The sequence below is a fragment of the Carboxydothermus ferrireducens DSM 11255 genome (assembly GCF_000427565.1).
GTDB classification, from domain to species: Bacteria; Bacillota; Z-2901; order Carboxydothermales; family Carboxydothermaceae; genus Carboxydothermus; species Carboxydothermus hydrogenoformans.
The window spans coordinates 32123-58502 of record NZ_ATYG01000016.1 but is presented as its reverse complement, the minus strand read 5'-3'; the positions used below and the strand labels follow the sequence as shown (position 1 = coordinate 58502).

Genomic DNA, 26380 nt, shown 5'->3' with positions numbered 1-26380 from the left:
ATGAGATTAAAAACCAGATTGTTTGGGAGAACATTTCAATTTAAAGATGTTAAGGATGTTTTAGCTAAAGCCAATGAAGAAAAATCCGGAGATATTTTAGCGGGGATTGCAGCTGAATCAGCTGAAGAACGAATTGCGGCTAAAGTTGTGTTATCGGAACTTACTTTAGAGGATTTACGTAATAATCCGGTAGTACCGTATGAGATTGATGAGGTTACCAGGATAATTGATGATAACTTGAATAAACCAATTTACAATTCTATAAAAAACTGGACTGTGGCGGAATTAAGGGAATATATCCTTAATGATGAAGTAACTGGAGAAGATATTAAACGAATTAGCCGCGGCCTTACTAGTGAAATGGTGGCTGCGGTAGCCAAATTAATGACCAATATGGATTTAATTTATGCGGCCAGCAAAATTAATATTACCGCTAAAGCCAATACAACCATTGGTTTGCCAGGTACCCTGGCGGTGCGCCTGCAGCCCAATCACCCGACCGATGATCCGGAAGGGATTTTGGCTTCAATTAGAGAAGGGCTCTCCTATGGCAATGGTGATGCGGTGATTGGGATTAATCCGGTGGAAGATTCCGTGGCTGGAACCACTCGCATTTTAGAAGCGGTATATAATTTTGTGGAAGAATGGGAAATTCCCACCCAAATCTGCGTTTTATCTCATGTTACTACTCAGATGGAGGCTTTCCAAAAAGGTGCACCGGGGCATCTTATTTTCCAGAGTTTAGCCGGAACACAAAAAGCTAACGAAGCTTTTGGCATAAATATTGCAATGCTGAAAGAAGCTCAAGAGATTGCCTTAAAATACGGCCGGGCAACAGGACCCAATGTTATGTATTTTGAAACCGGTCAAGGTTCGGAATTATCCTCCTATGGGCATCATGGAGCAGACCAGGTTACTTTAGAAGCCCGGTGCTATGGCTTGGCAAAACAGTTTAGTCCCTTTTTAGTAAACACCGTAGTTGGGTTTATTGGGCCGGAATATTTGTATGATAGTAAACAAGTTATCAGAGCAGGTTTGGAAGACCACTTTATGGGTAAGTTAACAGGAGTACCAATGGGTGTGGATGCGTGTTACACCAATCACATGAAAGCAGACCAAAATGATATCGAAAACCTTGCAGTTTTGCTCTCTGCTGCGGGGGTTAACTACTTTATGGGTATACCAATGGGCGATGATGTAATGCTCAATTATCAGTGTACAAGCTATCATGATATTGCTACCTTGCGCCAGCTTTTAAAGAAGAGTCCCATTCCTGAATTTGCAAAATGGCTTGAAAAAATGGGCCTTTGGGAAAACGGACGCTTAACTGCCAAAGCAGGGGATGCTTCCATTTTTGCGCGGAAGGGAGTGAGGTAGCGTGATTAATGAAAAACAACTAAAAGAGATTGTTGATTTAATAGTTTCTAAGTTAATTAGTGAAAAACAGCAGAAAGTAGAAAGTAAGAAAGAATCTCCGGTAGTTACCGTACCAGTGAATTTGCCCCAAGAGGGTGATTATGATGGATGTACGTGTAAAACCTGCTGTGAGTATGAAGAGGAAGAAGAAAAAGAGCTTATCGAAGATTTAACGGCTGTAGATATTCAAAAGGAAATCCTTGTTCCTAATCCAGTTGACCGCAGTGCACTTGAATATTTTAAGAGTAAGACACCTGCCAGAATTGGAGTTTGGCGCTGTGGTCCAAGGCCGTTAACTCGCACGGTTTTAAGATTTAGAGCTGACCATGCTACTGCCCAGGATGCGGTCTTTAGCGAGCTCGATGTGTCAATTGCTGAAAAATATAACTTGTTGCTGGTCCAGTCGCTGGTTAAAAACAAAGATCAGTATCTAACTCGCCCGGATTTGGGGAAAAAGTTAGCACCGGAATCGGAAGATTTAATAAAACGAAAATGTCCTAAAGATGTTGATGTGCAAATTGTTATTGCTGATGGTTTAAGCTCCAAAGCTATTGCGGCCAATATAGATGATATCCTACCCCCGCTTTTGAATGGCCTGAAAAAATATGGTTTTAAGTTGGGTAAAGGTATTTTGGTGAAATATGGAAGAATGGAAATCATGGACCAGATTGGGATGCTGGTAAAAGCCAAAGTGGTTGTACTCTTAATTGGCGAAAGACCAGGTCTTGGAACTGCCGAAAGTATGAGTGCTTACTTAGTTTATAACCCCAATCCCGAAACGGTAGTAGCCGACCATAACGTTATTTCGAACATTCATAAGGGAGGCACTCCACCCAGTGAAGCGGGAGCTTATCTGGTAACGGTAATAAAAAAGATGTATGATGCCAAGCTGAGTGGGGTTAACCTTAAACTTTAAACTGTACTGTGGTATAGAAGAGCTTCCTGCTAAATTCTACACTGCCTTTAAAAAAATAAGTCAGAATTGAATTATCTAAAAACTGGTTAAGTCAAAATAGGCTTTGAAAAAACGCTGGAACGAAAATTGCTAAAACTTATAGGTTAAAAGTTCCGGGAGATGGAAATAGATGGCGGAAAAGATGGAGAAAAAAAGATTAATTCAGGAGTATGTTCCGGGTAAACAGGTTACTTTAGCCCATATTATTGCACATCCAGTTAGAAGTTTGTATGAAAAGTTAGGGTTGCCGGAGGTAGGAGCACTTGGCATTTTAACTTTAACCCCTGGTGAAACAGCAATAATAGCAGCGGATATTGCCACAAAAGCCGCTTCCGTTGATATTGGCTTTTTGGATCGTTTTACGGGAGCATTGTTAATAATTGGTGATGTGGCAAGTGTGGAAACAGCCTTAAAAGAAGTGAATTATGTGTTGGAAAACGAGTTGAATTACACTCCAGCGAGGATTACCAAATCATGAAAAAAAGGTTAATGGTGATTGGTGCAATTGGATGTGGAAAAACTACCTTAATTTTAGCCATAAAAGGATTGAAAAAATCTGCAACTAAAACCCAAGCGGTTGAATTTATAGATTCAGTAATTGATACCCCTGGGGAGTTTTTAGAAAATCCCTTTTACTATAAAGCGTTAATGGCAACTGCCTTCGAGGCTGAGATGATTTTCTTGCTTCAGGATGCTACCAGAAAAAATTCTGTATTTCCACCGGGCTTTGCAAAAGGTTTTCCTAAAAAAACTTTTGGCATTGTTACAAAAATTGACCATCCCGAGGCTAATTTAGAAAGAGCTGTGAATTTTCTGCGTTTAGCGGGGGTAAACGAACCAATCTTTTTTGTCTCGGCCTTACGTGGTGATGGAATTAATGAGTTAATAAACTTTATAAATGAAAGCGGGAGGGAAAAACAGTGAAGTTAAAAGCAAAAGTTTCCAACAAAATTTTTACATTTAAGAGTGTAAAGGAAGTTTTAGGAAAGGCTAACGAGGAAAAATCCGGTGATTTACTGGCAGGAATTGGGGCAACATCGGCAACGGAGAGGGTTGCAGCCAAAATTGTGCTAGCTAATTTAACTTTGGAAGATATTTATAATAATCCGGTAATTCCTTATGAAGAAGATGAAGTAACGCGTATAATTTATGACTCTTTAAATATGACAATTTATAACAAAATAAAGAGCTGGACGGTTGGCCAACTCAGAGAATATATTTTAGACTCAGATACTACCGGAGAAGATTTAAAACATATTGGCCGGGGCTTAACTAGCGAAATGATTGCTGCTGTAGCCAAAATCATGTCGAATCTCGATTTGGTTTATGCGGCAAAAAAAATTAGAAACCAGGCTCACTGTAATACCACCATTGGTATTCCGGGAACGTTAGCTTTTAGAAACCAGGCAAACCACCCATCGGACAGTATCGAAGGAATTTTAGCATCGGTTAAAGAAGGATTGTCTTTTGGATCTGGCGATGCGGTAATCGGTATAAATCCTGTGGACGATAACGTGGACAATGTTAGCAGAATCTTAACTGCTTTAAAAGAGTTTGTGGACCGCTGGAAAATTCCTACCCAGATTTGTGTTTTAGCCCACATTACTACCCAGATGAAAGCTGTGGAAGCTGGAGCACCTGCCGATTTATTATTCCAAAGTATTGCTGGAACTCAAGCTGCCAATGAAGCTTTTGGAATTAATGCACAGATGATTTGGGAAGCTTATGAACTTATTAAGAAGAAAGGAACAGCTACTGGTCCCAATTTACTGTATTTTGAAACGGGGCAGGGGTCCGAAATTTCTTTAGGTTGCCACCACGGGGTTGATGAGATGACGTTAGAGGCAAGAACCTATGGCTTTGCCCGGGTATTCCAGCCTTTTATGGTAAATAACGTTTCTGGTTTTATTGGTCCGGAAACAATTTATAGCGGCAGAGAAGTAATCCGAGCTGACTTGGAAGATTTGTTTATGGGTAAGATGCATGGACTGCCAATGGGGCTTGCTCCCTGCTATACCAACCATATGAAAGCCGACCAAAATGATCAGGAATTGGGCACGTTGCTTGGGGCTATTGCTGGGGCTAATTATTTCATGGGAGTTCCGGGTGGAGACGATGTGATGCTCAATTATCAAGACACCAGCTACCATGATGATGCTACTGTTAGAGAAATACTGGGTTTAAGGCCATTGCCTGAATTTGAGAAATGGCTGGAAGATCTGGGAATTATGAAAGATGGGCGTCTTACAAAATTAGCTGGTGACCCATCGATTTTTGATTAAAGGGGAGGCGAACAGCGGTGGTGGAAAATAATGTTGAAAAAATGATAATTGAGGCAGTTGTTAAGGAATTAGCCAAAAAGGGGGTGCAACTTAACTTTAACAGCGGGGAGGAAAAGGAGAATAAAAAGGACGAAGCAATATTTAGCAAAGAAAGTAATGCTACTTGTTCTATAATTGATGTGGAAGATTATCTGGAGGTTCCGGAAATAAACGATGTTTGGGTTCCTAATCCAAAAAATTTAGCGGCTTTAAAGAGAATGAAAGAGTGCACTCCTGCCAGAATTGGTTTATACCGTGCTGGTGCCAGACCCAAAACTAATGCGTATTTACGCTTTTTTGCCGATCATGCCAAAGCAATGGATGCTGTTTTTTTAGATGTTTCGGAAGATTTTGTAAAAAAAATGGGATTAATTGAAGTGCAAACATTAGCCAAGGATAAAGAAGAGTTTTTAAAAAGGCCAGATCTTGGAAAAAAATTAAATGAAGAAAGTGTAAAAAAACTTTTAGAAAATTGCCCGAAAAATATCCAGGTACAAATTTTGGTGGTAGATGGCTTAAGTTCTTCGGCTATTGAAGCAAATGTACCGGAAGTTTTGCCGGTATTAATCAAAGGGCTGGAAAAAGAAAACATTATTTTGGGAAAACCGGTGTTTGTCAAATACGGGCGAGTTGGTGTGCAGGACCATGTTGGTATGCTTTTAAATGCGGAAGTGGTGGTATCGTTAATTGGTGAAAGACCCGGTCTTGCTACAGCAGATAGTATGAGCGCTTATATTATCTATAAACCAAATGAAAAAACAGTAGAAGCTGACCGCACGGTAATTTCCAATATCCATAAAGGTGGGACTCCACCAGCGGAAGCGGCTGCCCATTTGGTGGAAGTTATTAAACAAGTCCTGAAAGCAAAAGCAAGTGGAATGAACTTAAGTAAACAATTATAGTGCAACGGGACGGGGAAGAAAGGCGGGTGTTTGGTATCTCGGAGGCCAGTGAGAGGGATGTTATCAGCGTTGGTATAGATATTGGTACAACTACCACTCAATTGGTAATCAGCCGGTTAAAAATAAAAAATACTGCTTCCGGTTTCATGATTCCAAAAATGGAAATTGTTGAAAAAGAGATAATCCACCGCAGTAAAATTTATTTTACACCTCTAATAGATTATGAAACTATTGATGCGCAAAAAGTAGCGGAAATTGTAAAAAAAGAATACGAAGCATACGGTATTAAACCAGAGCAGGTTGAAACAGGAGCAGTTATTATTACCGGTGAAACGGCCAAAAAAGAAAATGCCAAGAGTATTGTTGAGTCTTTAGCCGGGTTTGCAGGAGAGTTTGTGATTGCTACTGCCGGTCCCAGTTTGGAAGCGATTTTTGCTGGTAAAGGTTCTGGAGCGGCGGCTTATGCAAAAAAGTTTTTAAAAACTGTAGTAAATATTGATATTGGTGGGGGTACTTCCAATATATGTGTTTTTGATAAAGGAAAGGTTTTAGATACGGCCTGTGTGAATATTGGCGGAAGGTTAATAGAATTTGAGGAGAAAAAGTCCAAGATAAAATACATAGCAAAGCCTATGCGTTACATTTTGCTGAATTTGGGTATTTCCTGGGATATTGGTCAAACCGTTGAACTGGAAGATCTAAAAAAAGTTACTGATGTAATGGCTGAGATAGTTTTGGAGACCGTAACAGCAAAGAGTTTAAATCCTTTAACCAGAGAATTATTAATGACTCCGCCGCTACGGCTTGATTATAAAATTGATGATTATATTTTTTCCGGAGGCGTTGCCGATTTTATTTACAGCGATTTTACCCCCGTTTCTTTTGCTCAAGTTTCGATTTTTGGTGATATAGGTCCATTGTTGGGCTGGTCGATAAAGCAAAAATGCCGGGAATTTCAGATAACTCCGGTAAAACCCAGTGAGACCATTAGGGCAACCGTTATTGGAGCAGGAACCCATTCGGTAGACGTTAGTGGCAGTACAATTAGGGTTGATGAAGCTCTTTTACCGCTTAGAAATATTTATGTAGTTGCTCCATTTCAAGGTCATGCTCCACTTTCCAGCGTTGAGATTGCATCGACTATTCAAAAAGCTTTGGAAAAGTTTCATTTAGAAAAAGGACAGCTGTTTGCTCTCTATCTTGATGGAATAAAAGATGTAAATTACCAATTTATAAAAAATCTTGCCTCCGGAATAATAATGGGAACGGAGAAATTTCTTGATGCTTCGAGTCCGTTAATTGTGATTGTAGAAAAAGATTGTGCTAAAGTTTTAGGTTTAGAGTTGGAGCTGAAACTTGGCAATAAAAGAGGAATAATCTGTATTGACCAAATTCAGGTATACGAGGGTGACCTTATTGATATAGGAAAGCCTTTGCTGGGTGGAAGGGTAGTTCCAGTAGCAGTAAAAACTTTGGTTTTTGAGTAAATTTCAAAACTTTACGTTAGGGGGAGTCATGAATGGGTATTTTAGAGCCAATTAAAGCGGAAATTTTGGCTATTCGGATAATTCCTAATGTATCTCCGGACCTTGCGGCAAGTTTGAACTTAAGACCGGACCAAAAAAGTATTGGGATGTTTACCTGTACAATAGATGATGTCGGCTATACAGCGATTGATGAAGCGACCAAAAAAGCTCAGGTAGAGGTTGTTTATGCGAAATCCTTTTACGCCGGTGCTGCCCATGCTTCTGGACCGTTGTCGGGGGAATTTATTGGGATAATAGCCGGACCTAATCCTGCGGAAGTGAAAGCAGGAATTCAAGCTGCTCAGCTGATGATTCAGGAGGAAGCGTTTTTTTATACCGCCAATGAAGAGGGAACTATTGTCTTCTATGCTCAAACTATTTCCCGGACCGGCTCTTATTTATCAAAAGTTGCTGGGATTAAGGAAGGGGATGCTTTGGCATATTTAATTGCACCTCCTTTGGAATCGGTCTTTGGTGTTGATGCGGCGCTGAAAGCGGCTGATGTCCGGATGGCTGTTTGGTTTGGACCTCCAAGTGAAACAAACTTTGGTGGTGGTTTGCTCACCGGTTCCCAGAGCGCCTGTAAAGCTGCAACTGAAGCCTTTAGAGATGCGGTTTTGGCTGTAGCCCGGAATCCAAAGACTTTTTAACTGGCCCTGTGGGATAAAAGTCAGGGGTGATTAAATGAGAATTATTACCGAAATAGAACTAAGGGATGAGTTTAAAAAAAGACCAATGGAGGTTTTTGAAGTACCGGAAAACACGAAACTTACGCCAGCTGCTTTACAGTTTTTAAATGAAAGAAAAATTAAAATTATTTGGCCGGAAGAAAAGGAAAAAGGGATAGCTAACAATAAAATTCCGGAAAAAGCAGGGGACGTAGTTAGCCAAATTAGTAAAAATGAATATGTAGTTTTGGAGACCGGAGAAAAGCTTGATTATAAACCGGAGTCGATGACGCATTTACGGGGCAGGTATTTGGTACCTAAAAATCATCCAAGGATTAAATTTCGCGGAAAGCTCGATTCTTTTGAATCTCTATTAATTTATGTGATAGAAGAAGCAAAAAATTGCGGTTATAAAGCGCTGGTGAATGACCTCTGGCAATTATTGGATTATGCAAAAAAAATAATGAAAGCTGAAGTGCAGGAGTTGCCTTTAGAGGAACTTGATTTTAACGGAATGACGGAAGCTGAGATTCGCGCTCGCTCTCATAATCCAAGAAAGTACTACCATATAGACCATTTGATTCCTTCTCCAGGGCAAGGACGTATGATGGCTTTACTAAATCTTTTGAGAACTAATTGCCGTGAATTAGAGTTAGCCGCGGTGGATGCCTTTTTAAATCAAAATGATTTCCGGGAAGATATATTGCAATCCTTAAACCGGATGAGCAGTTTAATATATGTCATTATGTTACAGTTGGCGGCAGGATATTATAAAGTAGATTGTCATTGTTAAATGTGGGATTTAAAGGGAGATTAAGTTATGAAAATTGAGATTATTAAATCTCCTTCGATTGGAGTTAGGGAGATATTAAATCGCCGGGGTTCAGGGTTAAGAGATTACGTAGCCGAAAATCCTGGAGCAATTGGCTTGGTCGAAGGCAATTTAGCAGAAATTCTCAAAGCGGCAGATATAGCTGAAAAATCTGCTCAGGTTAAGGTTGAAGAAATACGGGGACTTTGCCCGCAGCATGTTGTATTAATTGCCATTTCAGGAGACGTCGCAGCGGTGGAGCATGCAATAAGAGCTATAAAAGGAGAAATTTAAGAGAAAGAGTTGGGGGGCAAAATATGATTCTGGGAAAAGTTATAGATAATGTTTGGTCTACAAAAAAAGATGAGTCGTTGACGGGAATAAAGCTTATGGTAGTAAAAGCTTTAGATGAAGCTGAGGGGAGAATAATCGTAGCAGCTGACCTTATCGGAGCAGGGATTGGAGAAACGGTAATCATTTCTATGGGTGGATCTGCTGCAAGAAAATTTGCAGGTTTGGAAAATACACCGGTGGATGCGGTAATAGTGGGAATTGTCGATGAAAGAATGGAAGAGTCTTAAAGAGGTGAAAAAAGATGAATGATCTTATTGTAAAGAAAATACAAGAAGCAGGTGTGGTAGGAGCAGGAGGAGCCGGATTTCCTACTCATGTAAAGGCGGCGTCACAGGCAGAAATGGTTATAATCAATGGGGCTGAGTGTGAACCGTTACTTCAGGTAGATCAGCAATTAATGGCGTTATATCCTTCCCTTATTATTAAGGGATTACAGTATATGATGGAAAGCACTGGGGCGGAAAAAGGGATTATTGCACTAAAAGAAAAGTATCGAAATGCAATAGATGCCTTAAATTCTGAATTAAAAAAATTAAATGAAAAAAATATCTCAATTTATATTTTAGAAGATTTTTTCCCTGCAGGAGATGAGCAAGTCTTAGTTTATGAAGTTACAGGTAGAGTAGTTCCTCCCGGCGGTATTCCTCTCAACGTTGGGGTAGTAGTTGTAAATGTGGAAACGGTTTTTAATGTGGTAAAAGCCGTAGAAAAGGATGAGCCAGTAACTGAAAAATTTGTAACGGTGGTAGGTGAATTATCAAACCCGGTTACTTTAAAATTGCCGGTGGGTGTAATTATTGAGGACTTATTAACTGCATTAGGGGTAAATAACCTAAAAGATAAAGTGGTGATTGATGGCGGACCAATGATGGGAAATGTTATTGAAGATTTTAGTCTCCCTATTAATAAATTAACGAAAGGTTTAATTATTTTGCCAAAAGAGCACAGTTTGGTTTTTAAAAAAACCCAGAAGCCAACAGAGCTGGTAAGCCAGGCCAAGGCGGCTTGTATCCAGTGTTCTTATTGTACTGAATTGTGTCCAAGGTTTTTATTAGGCCATAATTTACAACCCCATAAAGTTATGAGAAATCTCAATTATTTGGAAAGTTTAGAAGATATCGATATGGTTTTAATTTGCTGTGAATGCGGGGTTTGTGAGCTTTATGCCTGTCCGATGAAATTAAAGCCACGAACCGTTAATAAAATACTAAAACAAAAATTACAAGAAAATGGCGTTAACTACAAAAAAGAAAAGCAAATACGACCTCCATTTAAATTTAGAGATTTTCGCAAGGTACCAGTAAAAAGGCTCATTGAGGTTTTAGAGTTGCGAAATTATTACAAGAAAGCACCTTTAACGAAATTAGAATTTAAACCGCAGAAAGTTAAACTTTCCTTAAAACAGCATATTGGTGCTTCTGCTATTCCACAAGTCAAGGTTGGGCAAAAAGTGAGTAAGGGTGAAATAATTGCCAGGATTCCTGAGGGAGCGCTTGGAGCAAACGTTCATGCAAGCATTACGGGAACGGTGGTAGAAATTAAAGATTATATCTTAATTGAATCCGAATAGGATGAGGTGAAACAGGGTGATAACAGCAATTGGGTTTGCTGAATTTAACAGTATTGCTCAAGGAATTGAAACAGCGGATGCCATGGTAAAAGCTGCTCAAGTAGACCTATTATATTGCCGTTCTGTATGTCCTGGAAAATATATTGTTTTAATTAGCGGTGATGTGGCTGCTGTAGAAAACTCAGTTAAAACTGCCATTGAAAAAAGCGCAGATTCCCTGGTGGATTACTTTGTAATTCCCAATGTTCATCCGGCGGTTATTAAGTCTTTTACCTCTACTTCCCAGGATATTGATTTTCAGGCCATTGGGGTAATCGAAACTTTTTCTATTGCTGCAGCAATTATAGCGGCGGACACCTGTGTTAAAGCGGCAGAGATAGATTTAATTGAAGTCCGTTTGGGAATTGGTATTGGCGGAAAAGCTTTTGTAACTTTGACCGGTGACATTGGAGCAGTAAAAGCTGCCATTGAAGCTGGAAGTAAAGAAGTAAAAGAAAAAGGCTTACTGGTAAATAAAGTTGTTATACCTTCGCCCCACAAGTCACTTTTACCGTTTTTATTATAGAGTACCTGAAAACTTTTTCAAAAAGGAGGTGAAGAGGTGGGTAGAAAAGCCATTACGGCAACAGATATAAAATCTTTGCTCCAGAAAGGATGTGATACGCTTTACTTAGAAAAAGATGTCATCCTTACCCCGGCGGCAAAAGATTTAATAAAGGAGTTTAATTTAAAAGTTGAAAATAGCGATTCCCCAATGAACCTGGAAAAACCTTGGGAAAAACCGGTGCAAAATCCATTAAGTCTTGAGCAAGAGGTGATCAAAAGAATAGTTAAAGATGTACTTAAAAATTTATTTCCCCAATTTTTAAATGAAAGGGGGTTGGAAAAGGAAGCGGATCAAAGTGGCTTAATTTTGGTTAAGGGGAGATCAGTTACCTTTGAACAATTTAACACCGGAAATCCCAAAGATAATGTTACCATACGGGAGTTATTTACTTTAAAAGAAAGTCCGAATATTTCTGCAGGTTTTATGGAAATTAAAAATTCCAGGTTTGACTGGGAACTTAGTTATGAAGAAGTTGACTACGTTCTTGAAGGTACTTTGGAAATTATTGTTAATGGTAAGACGTATCAGGGTAAAGCGGGTGATGTATTCTACTTACCCAAAAATACTAAAATAACGTTTAGTTCGCCGGATTATGCCAAATTCTTTTATGTAACCTATCCGGCGAATTGGGCCGAGTTATCAAATTATCAAAAATAAATTTTAAAAATTTGAAAAATTAAAGGAGGTTGTTTTTATGAACAATGCTTTAGGTTTAATTGAAACCAAAGGTTTGGTTGCTGCTATTGAAGCGGCGGATGCTATGGTAAAAGCTGCAAACGTTACATTAATTGGTAAGGAACACGTTGGTGGTGGATTGGTAACCGTGATGGTTCGGGGAGATGTTGGTGCAGTGAAAGCTGCTACTGATGCTGGTGCGGCTGCTGCGCAAAGAGTGGGTGAACTTATTTCTGTCCATGTTATTCCAAGGCCCCATGCTGAAGTGGAAAGTATTTTACCTAAAGCAAAATAAAAGGAGTAAAAGAAATGGGAAGTAATGCTTTGGGTCTTATTGAAACCTATGGTTTAACTGCAGCAATTGAAGCTGCTGATGCGGCTTTAAAAGCAGCAATGGTAAGTTTAATTGGTTATATAAAGGTGAAAAGTGGAATTGTTACTGTTGCTGTAGAAGGTGATGTGGCAGCTGTAAAAGCAGCAGTTATGGCAGGAAGTATGGCAGCAGAAAGAGTTGGGAAAGTTTTAAGCGTTCATGTAATTCCAAGACCCATAGCAGATATTGATATTACGTTGGAAAGGAAAAAAGAAGAAGGGCCGGAAATAGATAATTCCGGCCTGCCTGATATTAAAAAGGTAGAAGCAAAAGACGACGAAGTTTTTCATCAAGAACAGGGGAATGATTTAACTTCTGCTATGGGTATTTCTTTAGAAGAGTTGCAAAAAATGACGGTTCATGAGCTACGGCGCTTCGCTCGGAAATTACCGGGTCTTTCGATCAAGGGGAGGGAAATTTCAAAAGCTAATAAAGAATTATTAATCCGGGAGATTTTAGCTTTTAATGAAAGGAGTGAAAATAAATAATGGCGTTGGATTATGACTTAAGTTCAATTCAAGAAGCAAGGGATTTAGCAAGAAAAGCTAAGGCAGCTCAACAAGTTTTCGCTACTTTTTCTCAGGAAAAAATTGATAAAATTGTCCAGGCAATGGCCGAAGCAGGTAAAGCTAATGCCGAATGGCTGGCAAGGATGGCAGTGGATGAAACAAAGTTTGGGGTATTTGAACATAAAGTTACTAAAAATATGTTTGCTGCGGTAAATGTCTATAACTACATTAAAGATATGAAAACCGTTGGGGTTTTAAAAGAAGACAAAAAATTAAAAATTTTAGAAGTTGCCGTGCCGGTAGGGGTTATTTTGGGATTAATTCCTTCCACCAATCCGACGTCCACAACGATTTATAAAGCTTTGATTGCTTTAAAAGCAGGCAATGGGATAGTATTTTCACCCCATCCCAATGCTGCACGATGTACTTACGCTGCTGCCGAAGTTATGCACGAGGCAGCAGTTAAAGCGGGTGCACCGGAAGGGATTATTGGCTGTTTAACAAAAATTACCATGGCTGCTACAAACGAGTTAATGCATCATGAAGATATTGATTTAATTTTAGCTACCGGTGGATCGGCTATGGTGAAAGCTGCTTATAGTTCCGGTAAGCCTGCTTATGGAGTTGGTCCTGGAAATGTTCCGGTGTTTATTGAAAGGACTGCCAATATTTCACAGGCGGTTTCGGATATTATCCTAAGTAAAACTTTTGACAATGGGGTTATTTGTGCTTCGGAACAAGCAATTATTGCTGATGAACCGATAAAAGACAAAGTATTAGAAGAGTTGAGGGCTCAGGGAGCATATATTTTATCAGAAGAAGAGGTAAGAAAAGTAAGCAGTGTGGTGATGAATCCCAAGGGTGGAATGAACCCTGCCATGGTAGGAAAGAATGCTGTGTACGTAGCGGAAAAAGCAAATATCAAGGTTCCACCAGATACGAAACTTTTAGTAGCTCCTTTAGATGGTTATGGACCTTCTTATCCTCTTTCCTATGAAAAACTAACTACGGTTATTGCTTTTTATACCGCAAAAGACTGGCATGAAGCATGTTTATTAAGCATCGAACTATTAAATTTAGGTGGTAAGGGCCACAGTTTTGTAATACACACGCAAGATGAAAATATTGCCCGTGAATTTATCCAAAAACCTGTTTCTCGAATCTTAGTTAATACTCCTGCTTCTCAGGGAGCGATTGGATTTTCTACCGGGCTTCCTCCTTCCCTGACTTTAGGATGCGGTACCCTGGGAGGAAGTAGTACATCCGATAACGTTACCCCCATGCACTTGATTAATATCAAACGCCAGGCTTACGGTATTTATGACGTAAGTGTTACTCCACGAAATGAGATTCAAGTTTCCAGATTATCCAATGAGGATATTGCTAAAGTGGTAAAAGCGGTGTTAGAGCAACTTCAATTATAGTGTAAAAGGGGGAATACCCTTTGGAGAAAGAGCAGTTAATTAATTTAATAACCGAAAAAGTGGTTAAACAATTAAGTAATGTTCTTGAAAATAAACTAACAAGTTATACGAAAAGAAAAATACCCTTAGGAATTTCAAATCATCATGTTCATATTTCTGAAACGGATTTTAAAGTACTTTTTGGCAAGGAAGCTAAAATGACAAAACTTCGAGATTTATCCCAGCCTGGACAATTTGTAAGTGAACAGATGGTAACGTTGGTTGGACCCAAAGGAGTAATTGAAAAGGTAAGAATTTTAGGGCCTTTTCGCAAACGTACTCAGGTAGAAATTTCTGTTTCCGATTGTTTTAAACTGGGAATTCAAGCACCTATTAGGGATTCGGGAGACTTAGCAGGTTCTGCAAGTATAACTTTAGTGGGAACCGTAGGCTCAATTACGTTGCCCGAAGGTTGTATCATTGCAGCCAGGCATATTCATATGAGTCCTGAAGATGCAAATTATTTTGGGGTAATTGATGGTGAAAGGGTTAATGTCCGGGGGATTGGCAATAGAGGGGTTGTTTTTTTGGATGTTTTGGTAAGGGTAAGCCCCAATTACATTTTGGAGATGCACTTGGATGTGGACGAAGCAAATGCTGCTGCCCTGAAAAATGGTGACTTAATGGAAATTATCTAAGAAAACTGCTGAGGAGAAATGTTATGTATAAGCTAAAAATATTTCCCGTAAATATTGAAATTAATTTGGGAAAAACAAAAGTTCTTAAAGAAGTACTGGCGGAAAATGGTATTTTGGTGGATTATCCCTGTGGCGGGATTGGTAAATGTAAAAAATGTAAGGTGAAAATTGTTCGGGGAAATAAGGAAGAAGCTGAAGTTTTAGCTTGTCAGTATGAAATTAAAGAAAATACGGTTGTTTATGTTAAACCAAAAAAAGAAGGACATAATATTTTGCAAGAGGGTCAGGAAAGGGAAGTTAAGGTAAACCCTCTTGTGAAAAAGTTATATGTAAAAATACCGAAACCCTCCATCGCTGATAATCGTTCCGATTGGGGAAGAATTAAAGAATGTATATCTTATTATAAAGATTTGAAAATTGACCTTTTATTACTGCGTAAAATACCAACAATTTTGCGGGAAAATAACTTTCATTGTACCTTAATTATTGCCGACAATCAAGTTATCGGGATTGAGCCTGGAGATACAACCGATACATTGCTGGGGATGGCATTTGATATTGGTACAACTACAATTGTTGGTTATTTAATAAATTTAAGCAATGGTAAAGAAATAAATCGGGTTTCTGCTCTTAATCCCCAGACCAAGTATGGTGCCGATGTAATTTCCCGAATAACTTTTGCTTCTGCGGAAAAAAATGGCTTGGATATTCTTCATGAAGCGGTTATCGGTCAGATAAACTTATTGGTTGAAAAAGCTTTAATTGGTACCGATTATACTCCTGAAAATATTTATGCTGTGACCTTTGCAGGAAATACTACAATGAGTCACTTATTATTAAAAATTACTCCTGCTTTTTTAGCTCTTTCACCCTATGTTCCGGTTTTAACGGAGGCGATTGTTGTTCGGGCCAAGGAGTTAAAGATAAAAGTAAATCCTGATGCTCCGATTTTTGTGCTTCCCAATATTGCCGGTTTTGTTGGTGCAGATACTGTGGCTGCAACCTTGGCTGCTGAGCTGGATAAAGCAAATGATTTAACGCTCTTAATAGATATAGGGACTAATGGTGAAATGGTTTTAGGTACCAAAAATAGGCTTTTAGCCTGTTCAACTGCTGCGGGACCGGCATTTGAAGGGGCCCACATAGCCTGTGGGATGCGAGGGGCTGAAGGAGCTATTGATCATGTTTATTTTGCTGATGAATTTCAATATACTGTAATTGGAAACACGATGCCACAGGGAATCTGTGGTTCGGGGCTTATTGATGTAATTGCGGGCTTGTTAGAAGTCGGTATTATTGATAGTTCTGGAAGGCTCTTGTCACCAGAAAAGATTAAAAATGAAAGAGGAAAAAAATTAAGTAACCGGATTAAGAATATAGATGGGACACGCGTATTTGTTTTAGAAGAAAATACTGCCACCGGTTCTCCAATATATATTTCGCAAAAAGATATCCGAGAACTCCAATTAGCTAAAGGAGCGGTGGCTGCTGGTATAGAAATTCTATTAAATCACTATGGGGCAAAATTAAGTGATATTAAAGAAATTTTACTTGCCGGTGCCTTTGGCAATTATCTATTGCCCGAAAGTGCTTGTAAAATTGGTCTTTTACCTTGGGAACTGAAAAACAGGATTAAAGTTATTGGCAATGCTGCGGGGTTGGGGGCAAAGTATGCTTTAATTGCGCAAGATGAATACCAGAGAGCCTTAGAAATTGCTAGGAAAATTGAGTATATTGAGCTTAGTGCAATTAGTGAATTTACCGAGATCTTTACCAATAAAATGGGTTTTGATTTTGGTGGGGTAAATGAGTAGGGCAAAGGAAAGGGTTTATAAAGCAATAAAAGAAGGGTCAACCACTGAAATTATCAAAGGTGAACTTTTAATTGAAGATAAAGTGATTTGTGCTTGGAAACAGAAAGAAAAAGTTGATTTTGCCGCAAAGCAGGAGTTTGTCACGTGGCTTGGCTTGGATATCATTACTATTGTACCGGATTATCATAATTTAGTGGATGATCCGGAAATTCCGGAGATCGAACATTGGGCTAAAACTGATCTTTTTGTTTTTGTCTTAATTGATGGTCCTTTTGAGCTTGGCTTAAAATATTTGGGCTTTGATGAATTCTTTTCTTTATTACGCAAAAACAGTAAAGAGCTGCTGGAGTGGGTTGAAAACATTGAAAAAATTAATCAAAAAATCATCAGAAAGGTAAGTAACCTGGGAGTTAATGGGATAATTCTTGCGGATGATATTGCTTACAAGCAATCTTTGTATATTAGTCCACAACAATTACAGGAGTACTTTTTTCCGTCATATTATCGAATAGTTAATGAAATAAAAAAGGAGGGCTTAGTTGCTTTTTTTCATTCTGACGGTAATTACCGAAAAATTCTTGAAGAATTAATAAATATCGGTTTTGAAGGAATCCATTGTCTGGATAAAAATTCAGGCATGGACATTTATGAGTTAAAAAAGGAATTGCAAAAGGATATTTGTTTCTGGGGACATCTTACCTATGAAGATTTAATTAGAGCTTACACAAAAAATGATTTGGAAGAAATAATTGCATCTATTAAAAAAATTGCGAGTGAGGGACGCTTTATTTTGGGTACAACTACGGGATTGTACCCTGGTTTGGATTTAAGAGGCTTGGCATTAATCTACCAAAATGTTTAATAAAAAATGAGATGGGGGTCAAATTAATGGCAACTGGGAAAATTTTTAGTGGTGTTTGTGGATTTACGATTGAAGTGAAAGCCAAAAAAAGGGAAAATGGTAAAATTAAAATGGAAATTAAAAGTGATTGCCCGCATTACCAAAAAATAAATGAAGAATTAAAAGAGGTTGATGCTTTTAAGGAAATTTTTAATAAACTCCATAGCGGAGAGGTCTATCAAATATTTGCCAAACATAGTCCACATCCGACATGTCCAGGAATTTCTGGGATGTTAAAAACTATTGAAGTTGAAGCAGGTTTAGCTCTACCTAAACAAGTTATAATTGAACTCTATCGGGATTAATTTTTGCTTAGTCCCTTGCAGCGGAAAATTTTGTGTGTTATAATGTTAAAGAAATAAAAGCCTTTTCGCAGAAAGAGTGGGTTTTCCCACTCTTTCTTGTTAGTAATAGCAGTTTACGGGAAAAATATTAAAGCAAAAACGGAAAGGGGGGCGAAAGCATGGGCCGGAATAAAGGAATTGAACAAAAAGTTTGGCCCCTTGCCGAAAGGGTTGGGGGAGAGCTTAATTTAGAAGTGGTTGATGTCGAGTTTGTAAAAGAAGCGGGCAGGTATTTTTTAAGAATTTACATAGATAAAGATGAAGGTGTAGACTTGGATGACTGTCAAAATTTTTCCGAAAGAATAGGTGTTATTTTAGATGAAGAGGACCCAATTCCCCAGTCGTACTACCTGGAAGTGTCTTCACCGGGGATTGAACGCCCCCTGAAAAAATTAGCGGATTTTGAAAAGTTTGCTGGTAGGGAAGCTCAAATTAAAACTTTTGCCGCAATTGAGGGACAGAAGCAGTTTAAAGGAAAACTTCTCGGGGTTCGAGATGGCCAGGTGGTTATCGATGCCGGTAAAGGAGAGGTACAAATTCCTTTAGAACAAATTGCCAAAGCTAACCTTACCTTTGATTTTTAGTTTCGGGAGGATCTGTGATGAATACAGAATTTTTACAGGCAGTGCAGGAAATTGAGAAGCAAAAGGGGATTCCGGCGGAAGTACTGTTAGAAGCAACGGAACAGGCGTTATTGTCCGCTTATAAGAAAAATTATGGGATTAACCAGAATGCCCGGGTGCATATTGACCGGGTTACCGGTGAAGTAAAAGTTTACGCTTTAAAGACCGTGGTGGAAGAAGTTAAAGACCCCCGGTTGGAAATAAGTTTAGAAGAGGCCCGGGAAAAAGACCCAAGACTAAATCTCGGCGATGTCCTGGAAATTGAGGTAACTCCGCGGAATTTTGGCCGGATTGCAGCGCAAAATGCCAAGCAGGTGGTTATCCAGAGAATCAGGGAAGCAGAAAGAAATCAAATTTACGAAGAGTTTTCCAGCCGTGAGGGGGATATCATAACCGGAATTATCCGCAGAGTTGACCAGAAAAATGTTTATGTCGACCTTGGCAAAACCGAGGCAATTCTTCCACCGCAGGAACAAATTCCCGGTGAAAACTATAAATTTGGTGATAGGATAAAAGCTTACCTGGTTGAAGTGAAGAAAACCAGCAAGGGACCAAACATAATTTTATCGAGAACGCATCCCGGCCTTTTAAAGAGGCTCTTAGAACTGGAAATACCCGAACTTTATGACGGAACGGTAGAACTTAAGAGTATTGCCCGGGAAGCGGGTTCCCGTTCGAAAATCGCTGTATACAGTAAAGATGAAAATGTAGACCCGATTGGAGCATGTGTCGGGAACAAAGGGCTAAGAATAAAAAATATTGTCGAAGAATTAAATGGCGAAAAAATTGATGTAGTGAAGTGGAGCCCTGATCCGGCAAAATTTATTGCCAATGCTTTAAGTCCAGCAAAGGTTACCAGTGTGGAGGTTTTCGAGGATGAAAAAGTTGCCCGGGTAGTTGTACCCGATTACCAGCTTTCCTTAGCAATTGGCAAGGAAGGACAAAATGCCAGACTTGCGGCTAAGCTCACCGGTTGGAAAATAGATATCAAGAGCGAATCGCAGGTTGGGGGGATTTAATGGCCAAACAGAAAAAAATCCCGATGAGGATGTGCCTTGGATGTCAGGAGATGAAACCCAAGAAAGAACTCATTCGGGTAGTTAGAACTCCCGAAGGGGAAGTATTAATTGATAAAACCGGAAAAAAGGCGGGCCGTGGCGCTTACATCTGCCCATCCCTTAGTTGCTTTGAAAAAGCTAAAAAGGGTAAAAAGTTTGAAAAAGCTCTAAATCATCCGGTTTCTCCCGAAATAATCGAAAAATTACAACAGGAGTTAACGGAAAGTGAACAAAGTTGAAGGTATTTTAGGTTTAGCTTTTAAAGCAAAAAAACTTCTTGTGGGAGAAACGGAGGTTTTATTAGGGTTTAAAAGGGGTAAAATTGAGGGAGTTATTTTAGCGGTAAATACTTCGGAAAAACAAAAGAAGAAAATAGAACTTCTGGCAAAGGAGCAGGGAACTTTGGTGGTTAACTGGGGCACTAAAGAGGAAATAGGCAGGATTTTAAACCGCCGTCCCACGGGAATATTAGGCTTTCAAGACAGGGGATTTTGGCAGAAATTTTTAAAAGAAATTGGTAATGACCAGGGGGTGAATTAATGCGCAAAAAGCGTGTTTTTGAAATTGCCAAAGAGTTAAACATGGAAAGTAAGGAAGTTATCAATCGTTTAAAGGCAATTGGGGTTGAAGTAAAATCCCACATGAGTACGGTAGAAAATCACCATTTAAATCTTCTGTTAAAAGCTTTAAACCGGGAAAAAGAAGAAAAAGAAAAAAAGGAGCAGGAAAAGAAACAAGTGGAGCAAAAAGCTGAAGCCCAGAAGCTGCAGTCTCACCCCCAGAGGCAAAAAGAGCAGCAACAATCAAAGCAAGGGGGTCAAAGCCGCCCGCGGGAACAGCGGTCTGACCGGCCCCAGGGCCAAAGGTATGCCGGTAATCAACGACTGGAACCCAGGGATAAGGATAAAGGTCGCCGACCGGGTGAACAGCGCTCATTTAACCAAAATCGCCCGAGGGAGGACCGGCGGCGTTTTGATAAAGAGCGGGGAGTTCAGGGGCCAAAACCCTTTGGAGAGAAAAAGGATCGTCCGCCTTTCCCTAAGGAGAAGAAGAAGGGAGTACTTCCGGCAATCCCCAAACCTGAAGCTCCTAAAGGTGAAAATAAAGAACCGGAAAGGAGAAAAGGTGCTCCGGATAAAAAACGGGAGTGGGAAAAGGCTTTAAAGAAGGAAGAAAAAGTTTTTGCTCTGGAAGAAAAGAAATTGAATCTGAAAAAAGAGAAAAAACAAGAAAAACAAGAACCGGTTGCTGCTGAACCCAAAGCAATTGTTATTCCCGAACGGATGACGGTTCAGGAATTTGCTAAAATTATGGGTAAATCGGCGGCGGAAGTAATTAAGAAGTTGATGAGTTATGGCATTTTAGCAACAATTAACCAGGAAATTGATGCCGATACCGCCACGATTATTGCCACCGACTTTGGCTATGAAGTAACGGTGGAAAAGGAAGAAAAAGAAGACATCTGGCTTCTTGAAGAAACTCCCGATGATCCGGAAAGCCTGGAACCAAGACCGCCCATTGTAACGGTAATGGGCCATGTTGACCACGGTAAAACATCGCTTTTAGACGCAATCCGTCAAACCAATGTTACTGCCACCGAAGCGGGGGGAATAACCCAGCATATCGGGGCGTATCAGGTAGAGCATAACGGCCGGAAGATTACCTTTATCGATACCCCTGGTCATGAGGCTTTTACCGCAATGCGCGCCCGGGGTGCCCAGGTGACCGATATAGCGATTTTGGTGGTGGCTGCCGATGACGGGGTCATGCCGCAAACGGTGGAAGCTATAAACCATGCTAAAGCGGCAGGGGTACCAATTATCGTTGCAGTAAATAAAATTGATAAACCCAATGCCCAGCCGGACCGGGTTAAACAACAGTTAACCGAATATGGCCTGATTCCCGAAGCCTGGGGTGGCGATACGGTTTTTGTGGAAGTTTCGGCCTTAAAGAAAATCGGGATTGAAGAACTTTTGGAAATGATCTTATTGGTGGCGGATCTTAAAGAACTCAAGGCTAATCCCAATAAACCCGCCCGGGGTACGGTAATTGAAGCCAAGTTAGATAAAGGGCGGGGACCGGTTGCTACGGTTTTGGTTCAATCCGGAACTTTAAATGTGGGAGATGTGGTGGTTGTTGGTTTAACCTACGGTCGGGTACGGGCGTTAATGGACGATAAAGGCCGGAGGGTCAAAAAAGCAACTCCTTCAATGCCGGTAGAGGTTCTGGGTTTAAACGATGTGCCCAGTGCCGGAGATATTTTGGTGGTAGTTGACGATGAAAAGACCGCAAGGACCTTAGCCGAGAAGCGGCAGGAGCAAAAGCGGGAAGAAGAATTAAAAGCCAGCAGCAAAGTTTCTTTGGAAGATTTATTTAAACATATTCAGGAAGGAAAAATTAAAGAATTAAATATCGTCTTAAAAGCGGATGTGCACGGTTCGGTGGAAGCCATTAAACAGTCCCTTTCCCGTCTTTCCACCGAGGAAGTTAAAGTTAACGTCATTCACTCGGGTGTAGGCGCTATAACCGAAACGGATATCATGTTAGCCTCGGCTTCCAACGCCATTGTTATTGGCTTTAACGTTCGTCCCGATAGCAATGCCCGGAAATTAGCCGAAACGGAAAAGATCGATGTGCGGGTTTACCGGATTATCTACGAGCTTTTAGATGACATTAAAGCTGCTATGGCTGGTCTATTGGAACCCGAACAAAAAGAAGTGGTGCTGGGACGGGCTGAGGTGCGGAAAACGTTTAAAGCATCGAAAGTTGGGACAATTGCCGGATTATATGTACTGGAAGGTAAAATTACCCGTTCGGCAAAAGTGCGGGTAATACGGGATGGAATCGTTATTCATGAAGGAAACGTGGAATCTTTAAAGCGGTTTAAAGATGATGTGCGGGAAGTAGCCCAGGGATATGAATGCGGTTTGACTATTGAGAAGTTTAATGATATTCGTGAAGGAGACATTATCGAGGCTTTTACCATAGAAGAGGTTAAAAGAACACTGGAATAAAGCGAGGTGAGGGTTTTGGCTTCCCATAAACACGAACGAACCGCCCAGGCAATCAAAGAAGCGGTGGCGGCTATCATTTCCAGGGAAGTAAAGGACCCCAGGCTTGGATTTGTGTCGGTTACCAAAGTTGATTTAGCCAGGGATTTGAGCCAGGCGAAAATTTATATCAGCGTTTATGGCAGTGAGGAAGATAAAAAAAATAGCTTCATTGCTTTAAATAGTGCCAAAGGATTTATCAAAGGAGAATTAGCATCGCGGGTTAGACTTAGAATAATGCCCGAACTGTATTTTGTAGAAGATCCTTCTATTGAATATGGAGCAAGAATTATGGAAATCTTGGAAGGTCTTAAAAAAGAAGCAGGAGAGAACGAAAGTGAGTCTTAAAGACCTATTGAAGAAATATAGCAAAATCATTGTGACGTCCCATATCTTGCCCGATGGGGATGCTATGGGTTCAATTCTGGGTTTTGGCCGGGCCTTACGTTTAAATGGCTTTGAAGTGGTAATGTACCTAAAAGATAAACCGGTTCGCCTGTTTTCCTTTTTTCCTGACTTTCCCCGTATAACTTCCGATCCGGCAGTATTTACCGGAGACAGTTTAATAATTGCTCTGGATACTGCCGACCCGGAACGTTTAGGAGAAGAAGCATTGGCGGTGGTCACTTCAAACCCGCAAAGGGTTATAAATATTGACCATCACATCAGCAACACTTATTTTGGAGTGGAAAACATAGTCGTGCCCGAAGCTTCGGCTACCTGCGAGATTTTGCCGCAAATCCATGAAGACCTGGGTTTACCCTGGGATGAGTGGGTAGCTGCGGCCTATTATGCCGGTATTACCCTTGATACCGGTTCTTTCCAGTATACCAATACTACCGCCAAAAGTTTTGCTGTGGCTTCCTTTTTGGCCCAAAAAGGCTTTGATCTGGCAATGATCAACGAAAAGCTTTATATGGAAAAACCCAGGGATAGCGTCCTTCTTTTTCGGGAAGCCTTAAACTCCCTGACCTTTGAAGCCGATGGGAAAATTGCTTGGGTAAAATTTACCAGGGAACAAATCGAGCGTTTTATTGAAGGGGAAGAAGTCATTAGTTCGATTGCCAGCTATCTTCGGGGAATTGCCGGTGTGGAAATTAGCATTCTTTTCCGGGAAACCAGGGATGGCAGCATTAAAGTAGGATTTAGGTCCAAAACTATTGATGTCAACGAAATTGCTGCTAAGTTTGGCGGTGGTGGCCATAAAAAGGCATCCGGTTGCACCCTGAAAATGTCGCTGGCGGATGCGGTGGAACAAGTTTTAGCCGAGGTCAAAAAGAGGTTTTAAAAATGGATGGTTTTATCAACCTGTTAAAACCGCCGGGGATGACTTCCCACGATGTGGTAGCTTATGTACGGAAAAAATTAAAAACCGGGAAAGTTGGGCATTTAGGTACTCTTGATCCTGCAGCGGCAGGAGTATTACCGGTGGCAGTGGGGCAGGCTACCCGCTTAATAGAATATTTGGAAAATATAGCTATGAAAGAATACCTGGCGGAAATTGTTTTTGGCATTACCACTGCTACCTGGGATATGGAAGGGGAAATTTTGGAGCAAAAGGACGCTTCCTTTTTAACCGCTGGCGATATAGAAAAAGTACTTGGGCATTTTCATGGGGAAATCGAGCAAACCCCGCCTCTTGCTTCGGCGGTTAAGGTTTCGGGTAAACCTTTATACCGTTATCAACGCCAGGGGGAAAAGGTAGAACCCCCGAAAAGGAAGGTTTTTATCGATAGTATTGAATTGTTGGAATTCTTAGCAGACAAGCCCCAGCCGGCGGTGCGGTTGTATATCCGTTGTTCCCGGGGAACATATATTAGAAGCATAGCAAATGAGATCGGTAATTTACTTAAAACGGGGGCAACCCTGAAATTTTTGCTTCGCACCCGCTCCGGACCCTTTTTGTTAAACGACAGTAACCTTCTTCACGAAGATTTTACCCTTATTCCTCCGGAACAGCTATTTCAAGATTTTCCAAAAATAAACTTAACCAGGGAGCAGTACCTCAGGGTAAAAAATGGCGGAGGAGTAAAGGTTGAAACTAAAGGGGAAAATTTTGGACCGGTGTTTGCTTATTATGGAGAAAAGATTATAGCCACAGGCATGATTTGCGGGCAAATTTTTCGACCGGAAAAGGTTTTCCGGTTTGGGGAGTGAGTAATAGTTGCAGGTTTTTCACGGTTCCAGGGAGTTTACTTTAAATTGCCCTGTGGTGTTAGCGTTAGGCAATTTTGACGGAGTGCATCTTGGTCACCAGAAGCTTTTGCGGGTTACCCGGGATTTAGCCGGTAAAATCGGGGCCTGTCCCGGGGTGTATACTTTCTGGCCCCATCCTTTAGAGGTGCTTCAGGGAAAACAGGTAAAATATATCCTTCCTTTAGACGAGCGTCTTAAGAGATTTGCTGCGGAAGAGCTGGAATTTACTGTGTTAGAATCTTTTACCCCCGAATACGCCCGGCTTTCCCCCGGGGAGTTTATAAATATGCTTTTGGAAAATTTTAATTTGGCGGGAGTGGTGGCAGGTTTTAATTATACTTTTGGCCACCTGGGAGCCGGCAGGGTAACGGACCTGATTAAAGCGGGAGAACGTTTTGGGTTTAAAGTGGAGGTGGTTGAGCCGGTTACCTTTGGCCAGGAAGTGGTGAGTTCAACGGCAATTCGGGAAAAACTAGCGGCCGGGGATATTGCTAAGGTCAACGGTATGCTTGGCTACACTTATTTTTTAAAAGGCAAGGTAATCGGGGGCGATAAGCTTGCCCGGAAAATTGGCTTTCCTACTGCCAACATTTTGCCGCAGGAAAACCTGGTTTTACCGCAGTACGGCGTTTATTTGGTAGAAGTAGAAATAACCGGAGAAGAGGTAAAGATTCCGGGAATTGCTAATCTCGGAGTGCGCCCGACGGTAAAAGTTGAAAGTCGTCCGCTTTTAGAGGTTCATCTTTTAAACTATAAAGCTAATCTTTATCACCGGGAACTCAAGGTTAGTTTTTTAAAGAAAATTCGTCCCGAGAAAAAATTTAATTCCCTGGAAGAATTAAAAAAACAAATCGAGTTAGATGTTAAAGAAGCTTTACAAGGAATAAATTAAATTATTGGCTCATAACCTTTACCGAAGGGTGGGTTTTGAGCCGTGTATAACCTGAAGGACAGGGAAGAACAGTTTTACCGGGAACTGATTTCGGAAATTTCCCGGATTATTTTAAAAAAAGATTTCATTAAATTAAAAAAAGATTTGACCAAACAATATAAAAAAGCTAAAATAAAAGATGCGGAATCCGCTGCCTTGGAAGATGCTTTAATTGCCTTTTTGTCCAAGAAACTTGAGGACATTTAGGCTTAACCAGAGGTTAGGTTTATTACTTGATCTCTGGCGATTATGGTAGGAGGAGGTGAAGGAAGTGGCTTTAACGCAAGAACAGAAAATGGAAATTATTTCCAAGTATCAGCTGCACGAAAAGGACACCGGTTCGCCGGAAGTACAAATTGCCATTTTAACCGAAAGAATCAACCAGCTGACCGAGCACTTAAAGGTGCACAAAAAGGATTTCCATTCCCGGCGTGGCCTCTTAAAGATGGTCGGCCAGCGGAGGTCTCTTCTTAATTACTTAAAGCGGAAAGACTTTGAGCGCTACCGCGCCATTGTCGAAAAATTAGGTTTAAGGAAGTAAAGCGGGGATTACCCCCGCTTTTCCTATATCAGGAATTTTCTTAAGTATTATTGATTTTTTGGCAGGAAATACTATAAATAATGTCGAATTTTTTTACAATATATTACGGGATTTTAAGGAGGTTACTTGCGATA

32 protein-coding genes are annotated in these 26380 nt (G+C 40.4%); all 32 read left to right on the top strand.

From position 1 onward, the window contains the following. Positions 1–1377 (top strand): ethanolamine ammonia-lyase subunit EutB, encoded by a 1377-nt coding sequence (locus CARFE_RS0106945; protein WP_028052226.1) that lies wholly within the window; start codon positions 1–3, stop codon positions 1375–1377. A 1-nt stretch (position 1378) separates the two neighbouring features. Next, on the top strand, positions 1379–2332 hold the full coding sequence (eutC, locus tag CARFE_RS0106940) for an ethanolamine ammonia-lyase subunit EutC (RefSeq protein WP_051250212.1): 954 nt from the start codon (positions 1379–1381) through the stop codon (positions 2330–2332). 169 nt (positions 2333–2501) lie between these two features. Further along, positions 2502–2849 (top strand): ethanolamine utilization microcompartment protein EutS, encoded by a 348-nt coding sequence (gene eutS, locus CARFE_RS0106935; protein ID WP_028052224.1) that lies wholly within the window; start codon positions 2502–2504, stop codon positions 2847–2849. Next, positions 2846–3295 carry a EutP/PduV family microcompartment system protein gene (locus tag CARFE_RS0106930; RefSeq protein ID WP_028052223.1) on the top strand — a complete coding sequence of 150 codons (450 nt, stop codon included), beginning with the start codon at positions 2846–2848 and terminating at the stop codon, positions 3293–3295. The genes eutS and CARFE_RS0106930 overlap by 4 nt, the downstream gene beginning before the upstream one ends. Beyond that, the gene (locus CARFE_RS0106925) at positions 3292–4653 is read left to right on the top strand and encodes an ethanolamine ammonia-lyase subunit EutB (protein ID WP_028052222.1); all 1362 of its coding nucleotides are present in this window, start codon (positions 3292–3294) and stop codon (positions 4651–4653) included. The genes CARFE_RS0106930 and CARFE_RS0106925 overlap by 4 nt, the downstream gene beginning before the upstream one ends. A gap of 17 nt (positions 4654–4670) precedes the next feature. Continuing rightward, positions 4671–5594 (top strand): ethanolamine ammonia-lyase subunit EutC, encoded by a 924-nt coding sequence (gene eutC / locus CARFE_RS0106920; protein WP_028052221.1) that lies wholly within the window; start codon positions 4671–4673, stop codon positions 5592–5594. 26 nt (positions 5595–5620) lie between these two features. Beyond that, positions 5621–7081 (top strand): ethanolamine ammonia-lyase reactivating factor EutA, encoded by a 1461-nt coding sequence (locus tag CARFE_RS0106915; protein ID WP_210432936.1) that lies wholly within the window; start codon positions 5621–5623, stop codon positions 7079–7081. Between the two features lie 32 nt (positions 7082–7113). Beyond that, positions 7114–7770: an ethanolamine utilization microcompartment protein EutL gene (gene eutL / locus CARFE_RS0106910; RefSeq protein WP_084138853.1), complete on the top strand. Its 657-nt coding sequence runs from the start codon at positions 7114–7116 to the stop codon at positions 7768–7770. Positions 7771–7804: 34 nt separating this feature from the next. Further along, the gene (locus CARFE_RS0106905; protein ID WP_028052218.1) at positions 7805–8581 is read left to right on the top strand and encodes a hypothetical protein; all 777 of its coding nucleotides are present in this window, start codon (positions 7805–7807) and stop codon (positions 8579–8581) included. A 27-nt stretch (positions 8582–8608) separates the two neighbouring features. Continuing rightward, positions 8609–8893, top strand: coding sequence for a BMC domain-containing protein (locus CARFE_RS0106900; protein ID WP_028052217.1), 285 nt, complete (start codon positions 8609–8611; stop codon positions 8891–8893). Positions 8894–8916: 23 nt separating this feature from the next. Continuing rightward, on the top strand, positions 8917–9180 hold the full coding sequence (locus tag CARFE_RS0106895) for a EutN/CcmL family microcompartment protein (RefSeq protein ID WP_028052216.1): 264 nt from the start codon (positions 8917–8919) through the stop codon (positions 9178–9180). Positions 9181–9194: 14 nt separating this feature from the next. After that, entirely contained in the window at positions 9195–10523 is a 1329-nt protein-coding gene (locus tag CARFE_RS0106890; protein WP_028052215.1) for a 4Fe-4S dicluster domain-containing protein, read from the top strand. 16 nt (positions 10524–10539) lie between these two features. Then, positions 10540–11088, top strand: a complete 549-nt coding sequence (locus tag CARFE_RS0106885) for a BMC domain-containing protein (RefSeq protein ID WP_210432935.1) — start codon at positions 10540–10542, stop codon at positions 11086–11088. Positions 11089–11124: 36 nt separating this feature from the next. Continuing rightward, positions 11125–11787, top strand: coding sequence for a cupin domain-containing protein (locus CARFE_RS0106880; protein WP_028052213.1), 663 nt, complete (start codon positions 11125–11127; stop codon positions 11785–11787). A 37-nt stretch (positions 11788–11824) separates the two neighbouring features. After that, positions 11825–12100 carry an ethanolamine utilization microcompartment protein EutM gene (eutM, locus tag CARFE_RS0106875; RefSeq protein WP_028052212.1) on the top strand — a complete coding sequence of 92 codons (276 nt, stop codon included), beginning with the start codon at positions 11825–11827 and terminating at the stop codon, positions 12098–12100. A gap of 14 nt (positions 12101–12114) precedes the next feature. After that, positions 12115–12666 carry a BMC domain-containing protein gene (locus CARFE_RS16825; protein ID WP_034541818.1) on the top strand — a complete coding sequence of 184 codons (552 nt, stop codon included), beginning with the start codon at positions 12115–12117 and terminating at the stop codon, positions 12664–12666. Continuing rightward, positions 12666–14111, top strand: coding sequence for an acetaldehyde dehydrogenase (acetylating) (locus tag CARFE_RS14590; RefSeq protein WP_051250211.1), 1446 nt, complete (start codon positions 12666–12668; stop codon positions 14109–14111). Before CARFE_RS16825 ends, CARFE_RS14590 begins: the two co-directional genes overlap by 1 nt. 20 nt (positions 14112–14131) lie before the next feature. Beyond that, positions 14132–14788, top strand: coding sequence for a phosphate propanoyltransferase (gene pduL, locus CARFE_RS0106860; protein WP_028052210.1), 657 nt, complete (start codon positions 14132–14134; stop codon positions 14786–14788). Positions 14789–14811: 23 nt separating this feature from the next. Beyond that, a complete protein-coding gene (locus CARFE_RS0106855; RefSeq protein ID WP_028052209.1) occupies positions 14812–16602 on the top strand; it encodes an ASKHA domain-containing protein in 1791 nt (596 codons plus the stop codon). After that, positions 16595–17464, top strand: a complete 870-nt coding sequence (locus tag CARFE_RS0106850) for a uroporphyrinogen decarboxylase family protein (RefSeq protein ID WP_028052208.1) — start codon at positions 16595–16597, stop codon at positions 17462–17464. Before CARFE_RS0106855 ends, CARFE_RS0106850 begins: the two co-directional genes overlap by 8 nt. A gap of 26 nt (positions 17465–17490) precedes the next feature. Further along, on the top strand, positions 17491–17808 hold the full coding sequence (locus CARFE_RS0106845) for a DUF6951 family protein (protein ID WP_028052207.1): 318 nt from the start codon (positions 17491–17493) through the stop codon (positions 17806–17808). A 158-nt stretch (positions 17809–17966) separates the two neighbouring features. Continuing rightward, positions 17967–18431, top strand: coding sequence for a ribosome maturation factor RimP (locus CARFE_RS0106840; RefSeq protein WP_011344664.1), 465 nt, complete (start codon positions 17967–17969; stop codon positions 18429–18431). A gap of 17 nt (positions 18432–18448) precedes the next feature. Further along, positions 18449–19489: a transcription termination factor NusA gene (gene nusA / locus CARFE_RS0106835; protein WP_011344663.1), complete on the top strand. Its 1041-nt coding sequence runs from the start codon at positions 18449–18451 to the stop codon at positions 19487–19489. Next, on the top strand, positions 19489–19767 hold the full coding sequence (gene rnpM / locus CARFE_RS0106830) for an RNase P modulator RnpM (protein ID WP_011344662.1): 279 nt from the start codon (positions 19489–19491) through the stop codon (positions 19765–19767). Before nusA ends, rnpM begins: the two co-directional genes overlap by 1 nt. Continuing rightward, complete coding sequence (locus CARFE_RS0106825) at positions 19754–20068, top strand: L7Ae/L30e/S12e/Gadd45 family ribosomal protein (RefSeq protein ID WP_028052206.1); 315 nt, start codon at positions 19754–19756, stop codon at positions 20066–20068. The genes rnpM and CARFE_RS0106825 overlap by 14 nt, the downstream gene beginning before the upstream one ends. Beyond that, entirely contained in the window at positions 20068–22542 is a 2475-nt protein-coding gene (gene infB, locus CARFE_RS0106820) for a translation initiation factor IF-2 (RefSeq protein ID WP_028052205.1), read from the top strand. Before CARFE_RS0106825 ends, infB begins: the two co-directional genes overlap by 1 nt. A 6-nt stretch (positions 22543–22548) precedes the next feature. After that, positions 22549–22926, top strand: coding sequence for a 30S ribosome-binding factor RbfA (gene rbfA / locus CARFE_RS0106815; protein WP_011344659.1), 378 nt, complete (start codon positions 22549–22551; stop codon positions 22924–22926). Then, entirely contained in the window at positions 22916–23866 is a 951-nt protein-coding gene (locus CARFE_RS0106810) for a DHH family phosphoesterase (protein WP_028052203.1), read from the top strand. The genes rbfA and CARFE_RS0106810 overlap by 11 nt, the downstream gene beginning before the upstream one ends. A gap of 2 nt (positions 23867–23868) precedes the next feature. Next, positions 23869–24735 (top strand): tRNA pseudouridine(55) synthase TruB, encoded by an 867-nt coding sequence (gene truB / locus CARFE_RS0106805; RefSeq protein WP_028052202.1) that lies wholly within the window; start codon positions 23869–23871, stop codon positions 24733–24735. A gap of 7 nt (positions 24736–24742) precedes the next feature. Next, positions 24743–25666 carry a bifunctional riboflavin kinase/FAD synthetase gene (locus CARFE_RS0106800; protein ID WP_028052201.1) on the top strand — a complete coding sequence of 308 codons (924 nt, stop codon included), beginning with the start codon at positions 24743–24745 and terminating at the stop codon, positions 25664–25666. Between the two features lie 42 nt (positions 25667–25708). Beyond that, positions 25709–25912, top strand: coding sequence for a hypothetical protein (locus tag CARFE_RS0106795; protein ID WP_028052200.1), 204 nt, complete (start codon positions 25709–25711; stop codon positions 25910–25912). 64 nt (positions 25913–25976) lie between these two features. Further along, entirely contained in the window at positions 25977–26246 is a 270-nt protein-coding gene (gene rpsO / locus CARFE_RS0106790; RefSeq protein WP_011344654.1) for a 30S ribosomal protein S15, read from the top strand. Positions 26247–26380: the final 134 nt, after the last annotated feature.

Bases quoted from the DNA above. Each gene is read 5' to 3' on its own strand.
- CARFE_RS0106945 (WP_028052226.1), top strand. From the start codon at position 1: ATGAGATTAAAAACCAGATTGTTTGGGAGAACATTTCAATTTAAAGAT.
- eutS (WP_028052224.1), top strand. From the start codon at position 2,502: ATGGCGGAAAAGATGGAGAAAAAAAGATTAATTCAGGAGTATGTTCCG.
- CARFE_RS0106930 (WP_028052223.1), top strand. From the start codon at position 2,846: ATGAAAAAAAGGTTAATGGTGATTGGTGCAATTGGATGTGGAAAAACT.
- eutL (WP_084138853.1), top strand. From the start codon at position 7,114: ATGGGTATTTTAGAGCCAATTAAAGCGGAAATTTTGGCTATTCGGATA.
- CARFE_RS0106905 (WP_028052218.1), top strand. From the start codon at position 7,805: ATGAGAATTATTACCGAAATAGAACTAAGGGATGAGTTTAAAAAAAGA.
- CARFE_RS0106900 (WP_028052217.1), top strand. From the start codon at position 8,609: ATGAAAATTGAGATTATTAAATCTCCTTCGATTGGAGTTAGGGAGATA.
- CARFE_RS0106895 (WP_028052216.1), top strand. From the start codon at position 8,917: ATGATTCTGGGAAAAGTTATAGATAATGTTTGGTCTACAAAAAAAGAT.
- CARFE_RS0106890 (WP_028052215.1), top strand. From the start codon at position 9,195: ATGAATGATCTTATTGTAAAGAAAATACAAGAAGCAGGTGTGGTAGGA.
- eutM (WP_028052212.1), top strand. From the start codon at position 11,825: ATGAACAATGCTTTAGGTTTAATTGAAACCAAAGGTTTGGTTGCTGCT.
- CARFE_RS16825 (WP_034541818.1), top strand. From the start codon at position 12,115: ATGGGAAGTAATGCTTTGGGTCTTATTGAAACCTATGGTTTAACTGCA.
- CARFE_RS14590 (WP_051250211.1), top strand. From the start codon at position 12,666: ATGGCGTTGGATTATGACTTAAGTTCAATTCAAGAAGCAAGGGATTTA.
- CARFE_RS0106855 (WP_028052209.1), top strand. From the start codon at position 14,812: ATGTATAAGCTAAAAATATTTCCCGTAAATATTGAAATTAATTTGGGA.
- CARFE_RS0106850 (WP_028052208.1), top strand. From the start codon at position 16,595: ATGAGTAGGGCAAAGGAAAGGGTTTATAAAGCAATAAAAGAAGGGTCA.
- CARFE_RS0106845 (WP_028052207.1), top strand. From the start codon at position 17,491: ATGGCAACTGGGAAAATTTTTAGTGGTGTTTGTGGATTTACGATTGAA.
- CARFE_RS0106840 (WP_011344664.1), top strand. From the start codon at position 17,967: ATGGGCCGGAATAAAGGAATTGAACAAAAAGTTTGGCCCCTTGCCGAA.
- nusA (WP_011344663.1), top strand. From the start codon at position 18,449: ATGAATACAGAATTTTTACAGGCAGTGCAGGAAATTGAGAAGCAAAAG.
- rnpM (WP_011344662.1), top strand. From the start codon at position 19,489: ATGGCCAAACAGAAAAAAATCCCGATGAGGATGTGCCTTGGATGTCAG.
- infB (WP_028052205.1), top strand. From the start codon at position 20,068: ATGCGCAAAAAGCGTGTTTTTGAAATTGCCAAAGAGTTAAACATGGAA.
- truB (WP_028052202.1), top strand. From the start codon at position 23,869: ATGGATGGTTTTATCAACCTGTTAAAACCGCCGGGGATGACTTCCCAC.